Annotated in this window: 14 protein-coding genes; 4 read left to right on the forward strand and 10 right to left on the reverse strand. The window is 65.6% G+C overall.

Features of this window, described 5'->3' with window-relative positions; all coding sequences use genetic code 11:
• Window positions 1-6: 6 nt before the first annotated feature.
• The 3 genes from SBI20_RS14740 to SBI20_RS14750 form a co-directional block, all read right to left on the reverse strand.
• A complete protein-coding gene (locus SBI20_RS14740; protein WP_317976154.1) occupies window positions 7-627 on the reverse strand; it encodes a DUF1285 domain-containing protein in 621 nt (206 codons plus the stop codon).
• Between the two features lie 23 nt (window positions 628-650).
• The gene (locus SBI20_RS14745; RefSeq protein WP_317975724.1) at window positions 651-1,160 is read right to left on the reverse strand and encodes a GNAT family N-acetyltransferase; all 510 of its coding nucleotides are present in this window, start codon (window positions 1,158-1,160) and stop codon (window positions 651-653) included.
• Window positions 1,161-1,325: 165 nt separating this feature from the next.
• Window positions 1,326-2,738, reverse strand: a complete 1,413-nt coding sequence (locus SBI20_RS14750) for a helix-turn-helix domain-containing protein (RefSeq protein ID WP_317975725.1) — start codon at window positions 2,736-2,738, stop codon at window positions 1,326-1,328.
• A 174-nt stretch (window positions 2,739-2,912) separates the two neighbouring features.
• On the opposite strand from SBI20_RS14750, the gene SBI20_RS14755 reads away from it, so the two are divergent.
• From SBI20_RS14755 to SBI20_RS14765, 3 genes are all read left to right on the forward strand, one after another.
• Window positions 2,913-4,508: an isocitrate lyase gene (locus SBI20_RS14755; RefSeq protein ID WP_317975726.1), complete on the forward strand. Its 1,596-nt coding sequence runs from the start codon at window positions 2,913-2,915 to the stop codon at window positions 4,506-4,508.
• Window positions 4,509-4,680: 172 nt separating this feature from the next.
• The gene (locus SBI20_RS14760; protein WP_317975727.1) at window positions 4,681-4,839 is read left to right on the forward strand and encodes a hypothetical protein; all 159 of its coding nucleotides are present in this window, start codon (window positions 4,681-4,683) and stop codon (window positions 4,837-4,839) included.
• Between the two features lie 565 nt (window positions 4,840-5,404).
• Window positions 5,405-6,097: a glutamine amidotransferase gene (locus tag SBI20_RS14765; RefSeq protein ID WP_317975728.1), complete on the forward strand. Its 693-nt coding sequence runs from the start codon at window positions 5,405-5,407 to the stop codon at window positions 6,095-6,097.
• Between the two features lie 144 nt (window positions 6,098-6,241).
• Here SBI20_RS14765 and SBI20_RS14770 read toward each other — a convergent pair whose 3' ends face one another.
• The 7 genes from SBI20_RS14770 to SBI20_RS14800 all read right to left on the reverse strand — a co-directional run bounded on the left by SBI20_RS14770 (window position 6,242) and on the right by SBI20_RS14800 (window position 13,910).
• Window positions 6,242-7,411, reverse strand: coding sequence for an aminotransferase (locus SBI20_RS14770; RefSeq protein ID WP_317975729.1), 1,170 nt, complete (start codon window positions 7,409-7,411; stop codon window positions 6,242-6,244).
• 127 nt (window positions 7,412-7,538) lie between these two features.
• Complete coding sequence (locus SBI20_RS14775) at window positions 7,539-8,081, reverse strand: c-type cytochrome (RefSeq protein WP_317975730.1); 543 nt, start codon at window positions 8,079-8,081, stop codon at window positions 7,539-7,541.
• A gap of 16 nt (window positions 8,082-8,097) precedes the next feature.
• Complete coding sequence (locus tag SBI20_RS14780; RefSeq protein ID WP_317975731.1) at window positions 8,098-8,646, reverse strand: methylamine dehydrogenase light chain; 549 nt, start codon at window positions 8,644-8,646, stop codon at window positions 8,098-8,100.
• Between the two features lie 48 nt (window positions 8,647-8,694).
• The gene (locus SBI20_RS14785; protein ID WP_317975732.1) at window positions 8,695-9,297 is read right to left on the reverse strand and encodes a thioredoxin domain-containing protein; all 603 of its coding nucleotides are present in this window, start codon (window positions 9,295-9,297) and stop codon (window positions 8,695-8,697) included.
• Window positions 9,294-9,926 carry a MauE/DoxX family redox-associated membrane protein gene (locus tag SBI20_RS14790; protein WP_317975733.1) on the reverse strand — a complete coding sequence of 211 codons (633 nt, stop codon included), beginning with the start codon at window positions 9,924-9,926 and terminating at the stop codon, window positions 9,294-9,296. The genes SBI20_RS14785 and SBI20_RS14790 overlap by 4 nt, the downstream gene beginning before the upstream one ends.
• Complete coding sequence (locus SBI20_RS14795) at window positions 9,923-11,098, reverse strand: amine dehydrogenase large subunit (protein ID WP_317975734.1); 1,176 nt, start codon at window positions 11,096-11,098, stop codon at window positions 9,923-9,925. Before SBI20_RS14795 ends, SBI20_RS14790 begins: the two co-directional genes overlap by 4 nt.
• Before the next feature lie 343 nt (window positions 11,099-11,441).
• Entirely contained in the window at window positions 11,442-13,910 is a 2,469-nt protein-coding gene (locus tag SBI20_RS14800; RefSeq protein ID WP_317975735.1) for a TonB-dependent receptor, read from the reverse strand.
• 542 nt (window positions 13,911-14,452) lie between these two features.
• On the opposite strand from SBI20_RS14800, the gene SBI20_RS14805 reads away from it, so the two are divergent.
• On the forward strand, window positions 14,453-16,531 hold the full coding sequence (locus SBI20_RS14805) for a tetratricopeptide repeat-containing sulfotransferase family protein (protein ID WP_317975736.1): 2,079 nt from the start codon (window positions 14,453-14,455) through the stop codon (window positions 16,529-16,531).
• The last annotated feature ends 8 nt before the right edge of the window (window positions 16,532-16,539 follow it).

Genomic DNA, 16,539 nt, shown 5'->3' on the forward strand with positions numbered 1-16,539 from the left:
GCGCGCTCATGCGCCGGGGGCTGGCATCAGTGCTGGCACGAGCGGGAAGCGCGCGCCCCGGCTTTCGACCGTCAGGTGGGCAGGATCGGCATCGGGCCCGGCCTTTGCCAGCGCATGTTCGATCAACTGGGCATAGGTGCTGCGGTTGAGGCGCGCTTCCGTCCCGTGGCGCACGGCGAGGTAGAAGGCGGGCTGGTCGGGTGTACCGGCCACGCGCAGGGGGTTTTCCGGGCCGCACAGCACGATGTCGTCGGTGTTGAGGCGGAAGGCCAGCACGGTGCCGCCCTGCGCGGAGCCACTTTGGGTTGGATCGGGCCGGGCTTCCATGTCGATGGCGATGAAGGCGGCATCCTCGACCGCGATGGCGAGGCGCTCGTGCGGGGTCACCAGCCAGTGCTGCCCGTTTTCATCGCGCATCAGCAGCGAGGAAAAGGCGCGGACCATCGCCGGGCGGTTGATCGGCCCGCCCTCGTGCAGCCAGGTGCCATCGGCGCGGATGACCATGTGGCTTTCGCCGCTGTGCGCGGGCGTCCACTGGTCGAGCGGGGGCAGGCGGCGCTCGTGCGCCAGGGCGGCGATTTCGCTCAGCGAAAGACCGGCGAGTTCGGGGGGCGGTTCATAAGGCACGCCCCAGCCGATGCCAGACTTGATCAGCCGCGCCAAGGCCCCAGAACGCCCTGTTCGGGCAGGACGGCGGGATTGGCGGTCCGGCAGAGCAGGCGATGCTGCTCGAAAGGCCCGGGAAGCTGCCATCCGCCGGTGTGGGCGTTGCTGAAGCCGAAGAAGCGTTCGTAGTATTCCGGATCGCCGATCAGCACCTGGGGCAGCGGCGCGCGCGGGTCGATCGCGGTCAGGCTGGCGGTCATCAGCGCCTGGCCAAAGCCGCGCCCCTGAAGGCCGGGCATGACCGCCACCGGGCCGACCATGATCATCGGCACGCGGCGGCCTTCGGGCGTGGTGAGCGCCACTGGCCAGCACTGGATCGTGCCCGCGAGCATCTCGTCATCGTCGAGCGCGGCGAACGAGAGGGTGGGCAGCCAGTCGAGCCCTTCGCGCAGCCGATAGGCCGTCCGCTGGCGTCGTTCCGGCTCGAACGCGGTGTCGAGCAGGTCTTCGACCAGTTGCGGGTCGACGTCGGCCAGGGGAATGATGGTGGACAAGGGGAAGGGCGCCTTTGCGCGGGGATTCGCGTTCGAGCGCGCGGATAGCGGCCATGGTCGCGGGCTGCAAGGAATACCCCTCCGTCAGCCCTGCGGATCAAATTCCAGATCCTCCCCATGAAATGGGGAGGGGGACCGCCCGCGCAGCGGGTGGTGGAGGGGCAATCAACTCTCGCTGAACACAAACGGCACGGCGAGCCTGCGATAGTCATCGGGCAGAATCTCGCGCCCGAGCGGCGGCTGGGTGCGCGACAGGCACTGCGCGCGCTGGCACAGGCGGCAGGTCGTGCCCACCGGGGTCGGCTCGGCCGCAATGGCGCGCGCATAGACGAGCCGCTCGGCGTGCTGGGCGGCGCAGACCAGCGCGAGGGTTCGGCGAATCGGGGGAAGGCCCGGCCCGGCGGGGCTGTCGAACGTGCGCGCAATCGAGAAAAAGCGCTCGCCATGGGGCATTTCGAGCCACTGGCAGAGCATTTCGCCGGGCCGCTGCATCGCGCTGTGAAGGCTCCAGAGCGGACAACTGCCGCCCTGAACCGCAAAGGGGAAGCCCGCCCCGTCCATGCGGCGCACCACATTGCCCGCGTTGTCGACTTCCACCTGAAAGAACGGCACGCCTTCCTGTCCGGGCTTGGCCAGCGTGGCGAGGCGCCGCGCGACATGGACCCATTCGAGGGCGAACAACCCGGCCAGCGAATCGAGGTCGTAGGCCTGCGCTTCTGCCGCGCGGGCAAAGCGGTCGTAGGGCATCAGGATCGCCGCCGCGCCGCGCTCGGCCAGCGCCCGCCGCACGAGCTGGGCCGCCGTCGCGCTGGCAAAGCTTTCGCCGCGCACGATCTGGGCAATCGTCGTGCGCAGCGAGGTATAGGCCAGATGCAGCCCGATCTGCCACAGCCGCCGCTGGGGGCCGAGGCTTTCGTCGAGCAGCAATTGCTCGTTGTGGCGGTCATAGCGCGAAAGCGCGCCCATCATCACGCTGGCGGGCATGGCGCGCACCCGCACCCCGCGCGTGCGCAGCCATTCGGCGGGGCGGTCGCTTGTTGCCGGGCCAATCGCCTCGATCTCGCTGGCCAGCGCCTCGGCCTCGGCTTCCAGCGTGGCGAACCAGTGGCCGCGCGCGGCCAGAAACCGCCGCGCTTCGCCCTGCGGGTCGCTGGCCGGGGTGGGGGCATGGGCCTCGCGCCCTTCGGCCAGCGCCTGGCTGGCGCGGGCATGGGCACCATGCAGGCGCAGCAAAGCCTCGGTAATGCCCGGATAGCTGGTGGCGACATCGGCCACTTCGAGCGCGGGAAGGTCGATTTCGGCAAACAGCGGATCGCGCAGCGCTTCGGCCAGGCGGCGGGCGTGGTCGTCGCGTTCCTGTGCGGCCAGATCGGCCATGTCGAGCCGGTAGGTCGCGGCCAGCCGCAACAGGAGGTCGGCGGTCAGCGGGCGCTGGTTGCGCTCGATCAGGGCGATGTAGCTGGGCGAGACGCCCATTTCCTCGGCCATGGCCTGCTGGGTGAGCCCCAGTTCGCGGCGCAGGCGCTTGATGCGCGGGCCGAGGTAAAGCGGGCGGGACGGGGCAGGAGGACGCGCCAAGGGAGATGCTCCGAAAGAGTGTGGCGCGGCGATCTTGTCACGCCTGCACAACTTTACAAGCATAACCTGTAAAGTTTGACAACAAGACCCCGGAGCGCATTCCGCGACTCACCCCGTTTGCCTATTTCCTGTCTCAACGGAACAGACACGAAGTCACCGGAAGGGATAGATGCCATGACCTACCAGCAAGCCATCACCGAGGCCGACCGCACGATCACCCCCAACACCCACTGGGATGGCATCGCGGCCGAATCGGTGGCCCGCATGCGGCTTCAGAACCGCTTCCGCACCGGCCTCGACATCGCCCGCTACACCGCCGGGATCATGCGCCGCGACATGGCTGCCTATGACGCCGACCCTGCCAACTACACCCAGTCGCTGGGTTGCTGGCACGGCTTCATCGGCCAGCAGAAGATGATCTCGATCAAGAAGCACTTCGGCACCACCAAGGGGCGCTACCTGTACCTCTCGGGCTGGATGGTCGCGGCGCTGCGCAGCGAGTTCGGTCCTCTGCCCGACCAGTCGATGCACGAGAAGACCAGCGTTCCGGCCCTGATCGAAGAACTCTACACGTTCCTTCGCCAGGCCGACGCCCGCGAACTCAACCAGCTTTTCCGCGACCTCGATGCGGCGCGTGAAGCTGGCGACCAGGTCAAGGCGGCCAAGATCCAGAGCGAGATCGAAAACCACGAAACCCATGTGGTTCCGATCGTCGCCGACATCGACGCCGGTTTCGGCAACGCCGAAGCGACCTATCTGCTGGCCAAGAAGTTCATCGAAGCGGGCGCCTGCTGCATCCAGATCGAGAACCAGGTCTCGGACGAAAAGCAGTGCGGCCACCAGGACGGCAAGGTTACCGTTCCGCACGACGACTTCCTCGCAAAGATCCGCGCGGTGCGTTACGCCTTCCTCGAACTGGGCGTGGACGATGGCGTGATCGTGGCCCGCACCGACTCGCTCGGCGCTGGCCTGACCAAGCAGATCGCCTTCACCCGTGAAGCGGGCGACATCGGCGACCAGTACAACGCCTTCCTCGATTGCGATCCGGTCGATCCGGCTGCGATCGGTCACGGCGACGTGCTGATCACCCGCGACGGCCAGCTGATGAAGCCCAAGCGCCTGCCTTCGAACCTCTACCAGTTCCGTCCGGGAACCGGCGAGGACCGTTGCGTGCTCGACTGCATCACCAGCCTCCAGAACGGCGCCGACCTGCTCTGGATCGAAACCGAAAAGCCGCACATCGGCCAGATCGGCGGGATGGTCTCGCGTATCCGCGAAGTGATCCCGAACGCCAAGCTGGTCTACAACAACTCGCCCAGCTTCAACTGGACGCTCAACTTCCGCCAGCAGGTCTTCGATGCCTGGGCTGCCGCTGGCAAGGACGTGAGCGCCTATGACCGGGCCCGTCTGATGAGCGTGGACTATGATACGACCGATCTGGCGGCAGAAGCCGACGAACGCATCCGCACCTTCCAGCGCGATGCCGCCCGTGAAGCCGGTATCTTCCACCACCTGATCACGCTGCCGACCTATCACACGGCCGCGCTCAGCACCGACAACCTCGCCAAGGAATACTTCGGCGAACAGGGCATGCTGGGCTACGTCAAGGGCGTGCAGCGCCAGGAAATCCGTCAGGGCATCGCCTGCGTCAAGCACCAGGCCATGGCCGGGTCGGACATCGGCGACGACCACAAGGAATACTTCGCTGGCGATGCGGCCCTCAAGGCTGGCGGCGCCGACAACACGATGAACCAGTTCGCCGCTGCCTGATCATCCATCACCGATCCGGTTCCGGGACTTCCCGGTACGGGGCCGGATCGGTGAAACGGATCAAGCGATGCGTTCTGTAGGAATACCCGGATAAAACGGCCAAAGCGTTAATCGCCAGACCATAGGCAAAAACGACGCAAGGCCACCCACAGCCAAGTACAGGAGAAGGACAATGGCTGAACCTGCTCGTGCCCGCGCGGTCCTTTCGACCGAGGACTTCAAGCTGATCCGTGAGGCGGTGCTGCACTACCTCAAGGAAATCGAGGACAAGCCTGAATCGGTGAAGTTCTCGCACCTCTATCACCGCCTCGGGAGCGCCATGGGCCGCTGAGCCCGCGCGAATATCCGAAGCGCACTTTGCAAACTGTCGCTTTTCCTGGGGAGGAAAGGCAAGGCCCGCCGGACGCCATCGCGCCCGGCGGGCCTTCTTTTTTGGGCCTGTCGGGATGGGGAGGGGCTCAAAAGGGATTCTTGGGCCCCCTTCAGTTTTTCTCGAATGACCAATATCAACCAAAAGAGTAGAGATGATGCATCGGCTCCAACCGGTCGCGGCTTTTGATCCAGCCAGCTTGCTCCGCGAGACCAAACGCTAAAGCGCACGAAAATGAGGCCGCGTGGCCAGGTTCGTGTTCGGCCCTGTGAAAAGGAGAATACGACGATGTCCGTTTCCACCGCGCTTGCCAAGGGCCGTCGCCGCCCTTCCGCCCTCCGTTCCTCCCGCCCGGCATCCCTCCTCGCTGTCCCGCCGCTGCCGCATCCTTCGTGGCGGCTTCAGGGTGCAGCGCGGCCGGTCGGTGACAAGCCCCGGTCGGGGGAGGATTTTTTCCGCCGACTGGGGCTTTGATTCCCGCTTTTTTCGCCTTGCCTCCCTGTCATGGTTTGATCACGATAAGCCCATGAAGTCTGCCCTGATCATCCGCCACGTTCCCTACGAAGGGGTGGCGGGCTATCGTCGCCCGATCGAGGAGGCCGGATATACGGTCGACCGTATCGATGTCTGTGATCCGGCCTTCTCCTCGCTCGACCTGCGCGAGCCCGACCTTCTGATCATGATGGGCGGGCCGATGGGGATCTATGAACAGGCCGAGCATCCGTGGATTCGCTGCCAGATGCGCCGCCTCGCGCTGCGCCTCGAAGCCGACCGCCCGACGCTGGGGGTCTGCTTCGGCGCGCAGATGATCGCGGCGGCGCTTGGCGCGGATGTCTATCGCGGCCATGCGAAGGAAGTCGGCTTCCACGCAATCGAGGTGCTCGATGCGGAAAGCCCGCTGCGCCATCTGGCCGATGTGCCGGTGCTGCACTGGCACGGCGACACCTTCACCCTGCCGCCGCGCGCGGAACTGCTGGCGTCGAGCCATGTCTACCCGCATCAGGCGTTTCGCTGCGGGCGCAATGTGCTGGCGCTGCAATTCCACGCCGAAATGGGCGAAGACCCGCGCTTCGAAGCCTGGGTCGAGCAGTCGCCCGAAGACATCGCGGCAGCGGGCCACACCCCTGAAAGCCTGCGCGCCATCCACGACCGCCACGGCGCCGGCGCCGTCACCGCAGGCCGCGCCATGATCGGCGAATGGCTCTCCACGCTTCAGTAGGCCCGCTTTCTTTCCTGAAGATCCTCCCCGCTTGCGGGGAGGTGGCAGCCCGCAGGGCTGACGGAGGGGAAGCAGCGCTGCCCCTTCCGCCACCCGCTGCGCGGGCGGTCCCCCTCCCCATTGCATGGGGAGGAACGCAGGCTGTCAGGCTTGGTGGAAGTCTGCCAACCGCCTCACCGCTTCCTCCAGCATGGCGGCTGGCTTGCAGTGGCACAGCCGCACGATCTGTCGCGGCGCATCGGGCCCTTCCCACAGCGCGGAGAGCGGGATTGTTGCCACCCCCGCTTCGCGCACGGCGCGTTCGGCGAAAGTCATGTCGTCAAGTTCGATCCCGCTGCGCGCCAGATCGACGCAGGAAAACCACGTCGCCACATTGGGCAGCACGGCAAAGCCCGCCTGTGCCAGCCCTTCGTTCAGCACCGCGCGCGAGGCAGCCCAGGCGCGCACCTGCCGATCCATCATCGCATCGTCGGCCAGCCCTTCGGCCAGCGCCCATTGCAGCATCGGCGGGGTGGTGAAGGTCAGGAACTGGTGGGCCCGGCCGACCACGGTGGCCAGGGCCGGATCGGCCACGATCCAGCCCACCTTCCATCCGGTCGCGCCGAAAATCTTGCCTGCCGAACCGATCTTAATCGTGCGGTCGGCCATGCCCGGCTCGGCCATCAGCGAGCGGTGAGCAGGAGCGTCGAAACGGACCATTTCCCAGACCTCGTCGCAGATCGCCAGCAGGTCGGCCTCGACGCACAAGTTGGCGAGGGCTGCGCATTCGGCGGGACTCGCGACGGTACCAGTGGGGTTGAGCGGGTCGTTGAAGATCAGCGCGCGGGTGCGTGGGGTGATCGCGGCGCGAAGGGCGGCGAGGGGCAGAGCCCATGCGGGCGGGGCAAGGGGCACGAAGACCGGAACACCGCCAGCCCGGCGGACCAGCGGCGCATAGGCATCATAGGCAGGGGCGAGGACCAGAACTTCGTCGCCCGGCTGGATCGTCGCCAGAATTGCGGCAGCCACGGCCTCGGTCGCCCCGGAGGTGACGATGACATGCTCGCGCGTCAGGTCCAGCCCCTGCCGCCGCCGATAGAACGCGGCAATCGCATCGCGCAGCTCGGGCAGGCCAGCCATGGGCGGATATTGCTGCGACCGTTCGCGCAAGGCCCGCGCCGCCGCCTCGGCCAATGCGGCAGGCGGCGGATCGTCGGGGAAACCCTGCCCCAGATTGATCGCGCCCGCTTCGCGGGCAAGGCCGGACATATGCTCGAACACGGTGGTCGGCATGGCGGCATAAAGCGGATGACAGCGGGCAGCAGGATCAATCATGCCCGATTGGTAAAACGGGCGCCCCCCGAAGAAAAGAGCCCACCGCAGCAGGCACCCATGCACCGGAATGAATGGGGTCGAAGGGGCGATGGCCCCTTCCTTCCCCCTTGTTCTTCTTCGGAAAAAATCAGTGCGCAGTCGCCGGATCATACCCCGGATAGAGCAACTTGATATCCTCGGGCGCATGGCACTGTTTGACCGCCGCCGTGGCATGGCGCAGCCGCTCATCGGTCAGCGAGGCATTGGACAGCGCATGCAGACGCTCGCGCCCCACTTCCTGCGCGGTGAAGGGCTTGGTTCCGGCCGGCACGCTGTTGCCGCCCAGCACGAAGACGACGTAGTTCATCAGGTCGGCCAGTTCGGCGTTGTCGTGCAGGTGGCTGTGGGCAACATTGGGCAGGCGGATCAGATAGGCGCGGGATTCGGGCGTGCACATGAACCAGCCGACCCGGCCCATCAGCTCGGGCAACTGCGCGGGAACGGTGCTGCCGTTGACGCCGTGGCAGCCGCCGCAGTTCTCGATATAATCGACGCGGGCCTGGTTCGGGTCTTCCATGACCGCCTGCGGCGCGACGGGCGCCCCCGCGCCATGGGCGGCGCTGAGCCGCGAGGCGAGACCCGCGCTCAGCGTGGCGGTGGCGATCAGCAGGGCGATGCGAGCGGTACGCATGGGTGCTGGCTCGCGGTCAGGCTGCGCCGACGAGGACGGCGGTAGAGCAGTGATATTCCATGCTCTGTGTCCCGAAGCACCAGATGATGTCGTTGTTGAGCTGGGGCACGTAGATCTGGGTCTCGCGGTCGGCGTTGTCGCAGTTGCACTTGTTGCAGTAGGATTTGCCGCAGCAATCGCGATAGGCGATCAGGTACGACTTGCCATCCTCGGGGTTGACGCAAGTGCCGACCCACGAAACCGGCGAAGGCTCGGCACCGGGCGGGCAGGTGTGGATGCCGCCCCCGCAGCAGGTGCACAACGAACCGTCGATTGCGCAATAGCGCCAGTAATCGCACTTGGTGTCGTCGGTCACCTGTGCGCCGCGGGCAAACGTCGTGCGCGATTCCGAGGCGCGGTCAGGCTTGGCGGGCGCGGCCTGCGCCCGGCTGACAGGAAGGACCGGGAAGACCGGCGCGGCGACCAGCGCGGCGCCCAGACGGGCCAGAATACCACGGCGCGATGTGCCCCCGGCGAACCGGCGCAGCATCTTTTCCCCCATGGCGTCGGCGTTGAACTGGATCATGATCGAAGCCCCTGCTTGAATTCGATGAGTGGCGTTTCAGGCGCCTTTTCAGGCAACTGCACCATGGATGCGGGCGACATAGTCTTGCACCGAGTGAACCCCCATTTCATGGGCGATCACCAGGCTTTCGAGATGCTCGCGGCTGTTCACCAGCCCCTTGGAGAGGACGACGCCATGGTCGTCGAGCAGCACGGCATAGGGCAGCTTGCCCACGGCATAGGCCTGGCCCACTTCGGGGCCGTTGATGAACGGATAGGCTTCGAGGCCATGGCGGGCGATCATCTCGCGCTGGGCTTCGGGGGTGTCGTCGCCCACGAAAGTCAGCGCCACGCGCTCGTCGCGGGCGAAGGACTTGGCCATCGGGATCAGCGCCTTGCACAAGGGGCAGCTGGCCGAGACGAACATCAGCAGGCGCAGCGGGGTGTCGTGGGCGGTGCCGCCCACGCTCACCGAAGCGCCATCGAGCGTTTTGGCGGCCACGGCCTGCGCATTCGACCCCACGGAGGGGCCACCGGCGGTGGTCAGCGCCCCGGCAGGCGCCACGCGCATGTGCAACACGCCAACCTGGCGGGCAAGGGCCAGCAAGGCCAGGCCCATCAGCGCGATGACCACCCAGGAAATCCCTTGCGACACGATCAGAGCCGTCATCATCGAACTTGTACCTCCGCGCGAGGGAACCGCAGCAAGGCTGGTGCAGCCATGGCCGTCAGCGCCAGAATCGCGTTGAACAGGTGAAACAGAAGGAACAGGGCAAAGCCGCCGCCCAGCGCGACCCAGCCCGCGCCCGGAACGGCGTCCGGCAGGGCGCGCAGTCCGGTCGAGGCAGGCAGGCTGGCCGGAACCAGCAGCAGCCCGAGCAGAATGTTGCGCAGCACGAGCGGCTTTCCGAGCGGCTGGCGCAGCGCGCTGTGTCCGCAGCCGCAATCGATATGGCTGCGGCCGCGGGCGATGTTGATGGCCATGGCCCAGGCAAAGACCAGCAGCAGCGCGATGGCCGAGGCGCTGGCCAGCGGCAGGGCGGGCCCGGCCATGCCTGAAACGCCCAGACCGGCCAGCGCGCAGCCCAGACCCAGCTCGGCCCATGGCAAGATCATGGCCACGGGCGCAACGAGGCCCTGGGGCAGCATGCGATAATTGGCAACGACACCAGGAAACAGCGCGCGATGGCGCAGTTTGCCCGTTGCTGCGCCCGCGAAGATCAGCCCCACGCCCACCGCGCTGGTGCGCCCGATCAGGGCGAGTGCCCCGCCTGCCTGGGTGAGGGTGGCCAGATCCGTCACTTGGGTTCAACCACCGTGATCACGCCGCTTCCGGCATGGTCGAGCTTGTAGAGTTGCTTGCCGGTGGCCGGATCGAAAATGTAGACGTTGCCGTCCTCGCCCGCCGTGATCAGGCGAGGGCTGGCCTCCTGGGTGACCTCGATCTGGCGGGCTTCTTCGGGCAGGGTCATGCGCTTGACGACCTTGCGGCTGGCCATGTCGAGCTGCCAGACTTCGGTGTTGCCCGCCTTGTGCGACCAGAATTCACCCATGTGCATCAGCACGTAGAGCTGGCCGCTGGCGCGGTGGAGCGCCATCTGCTGGCTGCCGCCGGGGAACCAGTCGACCGTGTTGGGAGCGGTCGTTCCCTTGGGCACGCCGGCGGCTTCCTGAAGCGAGAAGGGCGCGGCAACGACCGGCTTGGCGCCGAGCTTGGCGACATAGACATTGCCGGTGTAGCTGAGCATCACCAGTTCGTTCTTCGTGGCATCGTTGATGTAGTTGTCGAAGATCGGATCGTCGGTCGCCGAAAAGAACGGTTCGCTGCGTGTGATCTCGCTTTTCGGGCCGGTCAGCGCGAGGGTGGCCAGCGACCCGTCGGAACAGAGCGCCGAGAGGCCGACGCCCGGATTGGGGGTGAGGCTGGCACAGCCGGGCAGCTCGATGGTCTTGACGAACTTGCGCGCGACGAGATCGACGATGTTGACCGACGAGGCCGGGCTCATGTTGTAGACATAGCCAAAGCGCCCATCGGGGCTGATCACGAAATTGTGCTTGCGCCCGCCGACCAGCAGGCGGCCAGGAATGGTGATGTCGGCCTGATGCTTGAGGTCGATGCTGTCGAAGACCGAGACATAGTCCTGCCGCGTGCCGCGCATGCCCTTGGTCCAGAGCGTGGAGGAAACGTAGTAGAACTTGCCGAGCGGATCGAGCGCGAGGTCGGTGAGCTGCGGGGTCTCGACATGGCCGAGCAGCTTGCCCGTGGCGGTATCGTAGATCGCCGAGGAGGCCTCGGTGAAGCCCCGGTTGATGAAGAACCAGCTGGTCTTGGGTGGCTCAAGCTTTGCCACCTCGGACTGTTCGGGCTCGACCGACGCGATCGGTGCGGCATGAGAGGCCTGGCCGGTGGCGAGCAGGGCCAGAGCCATTGTTGCAGTTGCGAAGAAACGTCCCTTGATGGCAGCAAACGTCATCGTGGCCGACCCCGGTTTGAATGTGGCAGCCCGCAGCGGTTCTGAGGGCGGAAGTGATCCCGTGAATGAAGGGCTTGATGGCGAGGGAAGAATTGCAGTTCGAAGTGTGCCCCCGCCCCTGATTTCGCCCCCGTCATGACATCCTTCGTTACAGGAAGAGACTTGTTGATTGCCCATGTACAGTCAAGCTCCATTCACGGGTGTCAGGCACTTTTTTGGCCATCTGGCATCACATGGATGCGCTCTCCTTCGTTTCCCGGCCGTGCGCATGAACCGGCGTGGCGGGAAAAGTCCCCGTCGCGACAGGCGCGACGGGGAAGGTGCAAGGAGAGCGGAATGCAGGTCAGTAGCGGACCGAATACTTCAGGCCAAAATACTGTGGCTTGATCGGCATCGTGCGCGATGAACCCGAGCAGTATTCGATGGCGCAGAAGGTGTTCTTGGAAAGCTGGCCGCGCCGGTCGAACATGTTCTCGATGAAGGCGGTCAGCGTCCAGTTGTCCCGCGAGATCCCGGCCGACATGTCGAAGCTGACGAAGCCGGGGGTATTGCCCAGAAGGCTGTTCTTGTAGGTGTCGAGGTTGGACGTCGACATCGTCTGGGCGTGCATCGTCAATTGCGCAAAGTCCTTCACCGAGCCCCAGTCGCCATCGTAGCGGGCCGTGAGCTGGCCCTTGAAGCGCGGCTGGCGGGGCAGGCGGGTGCCCTTGGCGGCGGCGACGGCATCGGGGTTGTCGGAGCAGTTGCTCAAGGGGACGAGCGTTGCCGGATCGAGCGCGCAGAAATCCTGCGTGAGCGCGGCGTTGTTGTAGGCGCCCGACCCGCTGATCGTGAATTTGCCCAGCTTGAGGCTGAAGTCGGTCTCGATGCCATAGACCCGCGCGGCGCCCGCGTTGACCGTGCCGCCATTGCCGAAATAGCCGAGCGGAATGATCGTGTACTGGATGCCTGTCCATTTTTCATAATAGATCGCGGCGTTCCAGCGCAGGATGTTGTTCCAGTTGGTCTTGAAGCCGATTTCGTAATTGGTCAGCCGGTCGGCCTCGTAAGCCTGCATTTCAGCCAGCGAGTTGACCCCGCCGGGGCGGAAGCCGGTCGAATAGGTGGCGTAGACCATCTTGTCGGGCGTGACCTGCCAGGCCAGGCTGAACTTGTGGGTCTCGCCGGTTTCCTTGTAGTGGGGCTTGTCGTTGTTGATGCAGGTCAGGCGCTGGTCGGCCGGGAAGGGCAGCGTGCAGCCCAGGCCGAGCGCGAGCGAGGCAACCCCCGAGAAACCATAGACCGAGTTGTTGGCCTTGAACCCGCGCACCCCGGCCGTGGCCTTGAGGGTCGAGGTGATCGGGACCGTGCCTTCGGCAAAGATCGCGTAGTCGCGGAATTTCTGGTCGAGATCGACATTGTAGAAACCGTCGCGCTTGATCGCCGGGTTCCATTCGCAGCCATTGTCGCACGAAGTGGCCAGATCGATCTTCGAGAGACCGGGGATCTGGTAGTCGTCGTCGTTGGACTGCTTCTGGTACTGGAAGAAGGCGCCGACGGTGAAGTCGAAGCCCCACGACTTGGGCACCGAAAGGCGCAGTTCCTGGGTGACCTTGCTCTGCCAGATACGGCCGATGTAGGACTGGGTCGGGTTGATGAAATTCCCGTTGTGGTCCTTGAACTTCAGGTAGTTTTCATAGCCCGGGCCGAGCTGGTCGTAGTGGACCGAATAATAGGTGTAGTCGCTGGTGTTGTCGATCTTGCGCTTGAAGTAGCCCGACGAGGACACGAGGTCGAAATCGCCGATCTTGCCCTTGATGGTCAGCGAGGCCTGGAGCCAGCGGTCGATGTTTTCGGTCGGGCTGTAGTCGTGAACCTTGAGGTCACCCACGCGCGGATCGTAGTTGAAGTAGCCCTTGGCATCGAGGTGCTGGAAGGTGATCGAGGGGTAGAATGCCCAGTCCCCGGCCTCGATCGTCATGTTGATGCGGCCGCCATAGCTGTCGACCGGGTTGTAGTCTTTCTGGACGAGCGCGGCATTGTCGACGGTGTAGGTCGTATTGGGGTCGTTGTCGCCCAGCTGGTAGGTGTAGGTGCCGTGGGTGTTGTCGATATAGCCACCCTCGTGATCGTAGAACCCCATCATGCGGATGGCGATATTGTCGTTCACGGGGATGTTGACGAAGCCCTCGACCATGGCGCCGGGCTGGCCCTTGCCATAGGCATCGACCTGGACATCGTATCCGGCCTCGAACTTGCCGATCTTGGCCTTGTTGGTGATGATGCGCAGCGTGCCGGCCAGCGAGCCGGCGCCATAGAGCGTGCCTTGCGGGCCCGAGAGCGCCTCGACGCGCTCGATGTCGTAGATGTGGACTTCGGGCATGCGCGCGGGCGCGGAAATCGGCACGTCATCGAGATAGGTGCCGCTCGTCGAGAGGGAGCCGCCATCGACCGCGATGCCGCGGAAATAGACCTCGCTCTGGCCCGGCCCCAGCCCAGAGAAGCTGACCGAGGGCAGCAGGCCGGCATAGTCGGCGAACGAGGTGACCTGATGCTGGGCCAGCGTTTCGGCGCCGAGCGCCTGGATCGAGATCGGGACTTTCTGGAGGCTTTCGGCGCGGTGCGTGGCGGTGACCACGATCTCGCCCAATCCACCTGCACTTTGGCCGTCTCCGCTCTGGGGTTCGGCAGGGGTGGCTGCAGTGGCGGCGGGAGGTGCCTGTTCGGGTGAAGGGGCCGCGTCGGGCGCGGCGTCTGCGGCAAAAGCGGCCATCGGCACGGCCATGCTGGAAAGGACGGTAGAGGCGCCCAGAATGCTGAGCATGCGCCTCATCGGCGCCCGTCGTTCAAACACCATTGTTTCATGCCCCCTGATGGCCTGACGTTTTTGTTTGTCCGCTTTCCTGCAAACGGCGGTGTTGTTCTTGTTATTGTGTTTTTATGCTTTTCTGAAACTTCGTTGGTGATCTTGCTGTTATGGGCCATTCCGGCGTGAACTGTGATCGCCCGCGAAGGGCGGGCGGGCGCGGGTGAACCATGCCGTCCCGACCCGTGGTCGCAACGGTGCGCTGCACCGCGCCGGTGCAGCAAAGGATAGAATTAAATGAGCCCCGGAATGTCGTGTGGCATACCGCGTTGCGGCATGATTGTGCATGACTGTTCGGGAGTGAATAGTGCCATCGAATCCGGCACTGTCAATATGCAATCGCAATCTGGCATCGCAGATTGTACTCATCTGCATCATTTGGATGCGTGCAGGTGCGTTTCGCGGTTGCGTAATCCTCCGGGCCTGTCATGCTTTGCGGCACAGAACGGGCGCCGGGGAACAGGTGCCGGAGACCATGTGGAAGGCGGCTGCGGATGGTGGAAACGGCGATGGCTCGGGACGTTGCACGGGGGAATGATGCTGCGGGCGCCGGCGGGGCGACCGGCACGCTCGAAGCAGCTCTTGTTCATGCCGGACGCCTCCTCGCCCGCCAGCCGTTGATTGCCCTTGCCCAGGCGCGCGAGATTTTGCGGGTCGTACCCGGCCATCCCCATGCACTGTTGATCGAAGGGCAGGCCTTGCGCCTGGCCGGGCGCCCGAACGAGGCCCGCGTGGTGCTTGAAGCATTGGTCAGGGATCAGCCGAGCGCGGCTGCCGCGTTCACCGAACTGGGCCTTGCGCTGATCGCGCTTGAGGGGGAGGCGGAGGACGCTTCGCTGCGCAGGCAGGCCATTGCCGCCTTGCGCCGCGCGGTCGCGCTCAAGCCCGATCTCGCTCATGCCTGGTATGCCCTTGCGGGCCAATTGCGCGCCGCCGGGGAAGCCGGGGAGGCTGCGCAAGCCGAAGTGCAGGGCATCGAGGCTGCTTCGCGCGACCCGCTCCTGCTGCGCGCGGCCATGGCCATGGGCGAGGGGCGTCTGGACGAGGCGCTCGCCATGTTGCGCCAGCGCCTTGGCGCGGCACCCGGCGATCCGGCGGCGCTGCGCCTGCTGGGCGAAGTGCTGTGGCGCAAGGGCGAAGTGCAGGAGGCACTCGATCCCCTGCGGGCCGCCGTGGCGCGGGCACCTGCCTTTGTCGCGGCGCGTGAATTGCTGGTGCGCGTGCTCGCACTCGGACCCGATGTGGGCGAGGCGCTCGACCATGCTGCGCGGCTGGTGACCGATGACCCGGATCATGGCGGCCATGCCATGCTCAAGGCCTCGCTCCTGGTGCGGATCGGCGATCAGGAGGGCGCGCGCGCGCTCTATCGCGGGATCATCGCCCAGGATTCGGGGCGTCCGCGCGTCTGGCTCAACCTCGGCCATGTCGAGAAGACGCTGGGCAATCAGGCTGCTGCGGTCGAGGCCTATCGACGGGCGGCGGCCCTCGATCCGGCGACCGGGGAGGCCTGGTGGAGCCTCGCCAACCTCAAGACGGTGCGGCTGGATGAAGCCGATATTGCGGCCATGCGTGCGGCACTTCCGCTCGATTGCGTGGGCGACGAGCGCGCGGACGACATCGCGCAGCTCCACTTCGCGCTGGGCAAGGCCCACGAGGACGCGGGGCAGGCCGAGCAGGCCTTTGCCCACTATGCACGCGGCAATGCGCTGCGCCGCGCCGGGCTCGATTATGATCCGGCGCGCACCGAACGTGCGGTGTCCGATCACGCCGGGCTGTTTACCGCGCCCTTCCTGCACACCCGCGCGGGGCAGGGCTGTGCGGCGCCCGACCCGATCTTTGTCGTCGGCCTTCCGCGCAGCGGTTCGACGCTGGTCGAGCAGATTCTCGCCAGCCATTCGCAGATCGAGGGCACGATGGAACTGCCCGATCTGATGCTGATCGCCGATCGCCTGAAAGGGCGGGTGGAAGACGGCGAATTTCCCGATTTCCCCACCGCGCTGGCCGCGCTGTCCCCGGCCGATTGCCGCCGTCTGGGCGAGGAATATATCGAGCGCACGCGGATCCACCGCAAGACAGACCGGCCCTTCTTCATCGACAAGATGCCCAACAACTGGCAGCATGTGGGCCTGATTGCGATGATCCTGCCGCAGGCAAAAGTGATCGACGCGCGGCGCCATCCGCTGGGCTGCTGTTTCTCGGGCTGGAAGCAGTATTTCGCGCGCGGGCAGGTGTTCAGCTATGACCTGAGCGAGATTGGCCGCTATTATGCCGCCTATGTCCGCCAGATGGCCGCGTTCGACCGCGCCGCGCCCGGACGGGTGCACCGCGTGATCTACGAGGACATGGTCGCCGATACGCCCGGACAGGTGCGCGCATTGCTCGACCATCTGGGTCTGCCCTTCGAGGAAGGGTGCCTGTCGTTCTGGGAAAACCGCCGCGCGGTGCGCACGGCCAGTTCGGAGCAGGTGCGCCGCCCGATCTACACCGATGCGGTCGACCACTGGAAGCTGTTCGACCGCTGGCTCGATCCGCTGCGCCACGCGCTCGGCCCGGTGCTGGAAAGCTATCCCGTTCCGCCCGAGGCCTGACAGGCTTC

Origin of the sequence: Novosphingobium sp. IK01, from assembly GCF_033242265.1 — a bacterium.
GTDB lineage: Bacteria > Pseudomonadota > Alphaproteobacteria > Sphingomonadales > Sphingomonadaceae > Novosphingobium > Novosphingobium pituita.

Coding starts and splice junctions, on each gene's coding strand:
- SBI20_RS14755 (WP_317975726.1), top strand. CDS start 2,913: ATGACCTACCAGCAAGCCATCACCGAGGCCGACCGCACGATCACCCCC.
- SBI20_RS14760 (WP_317975727.1), top strand. CDS start 4,681: ATGGCTGAACCTGCTCGTGCCCGCGCGGTCCTTTCGACCGAGGACTTC.
- SBI20_RS14765 (WP_317975728.1), top strand. CDS start 5,405: ATGAAGTCTGCCCTGATCATCCGCCACGTTCCCTACGAAGGGGTGGCG.
- SBI20_RS14770 (WP_317975729.1), bottom strand. CDS start 7,411: ATGATTGATCCTGCTGCCCGCTGTCATCCGCTTTATGCCGCCATGCCG.
- SBI20_RS14775 (WP_317975730.1), bottom strand. CDS start 8,081: ATGCGTACCGCTCGCATCGCCCTGCTGATCGCCACCGCCACGCTGAGC.
- SBI20_RS14780 (WP_317975731.1), bottom strand. CDS start 8,646: ATGATCCAGTTCAACGCCGACGCCATGGGGGAAAAGATGCTGCGCCGG.
- SBI20_RS14785 (WP_317975732.1), bottom strand. CDS start 9,297: ATGATGACGGCTCTGATCGTGTCGCAAGGGATTTCCTGGGTGGTCATC.
- SBI20_RS14795 (WP_317975734.1), bottom strand. CDS start 11,098: ATGACGTTTGCTGCCATCAAGGGACGTTTCTTCGCAACTGCAACAATG.
- SBI20_RS14800 (WP_317975735.1), bottom strand. CDS start 13,910: ATGAGGCGCATGCTCAGCATTCTGGGCGCCTCTACCGTCCTTTCCAGC.
- SBI20_RS14805 (WP_317975736.1), top strand. CDS start 14,453: ATGGCTCGGGACGTTGCACGGGGGAATGATGCTGCGGGCGCCGGCGGG.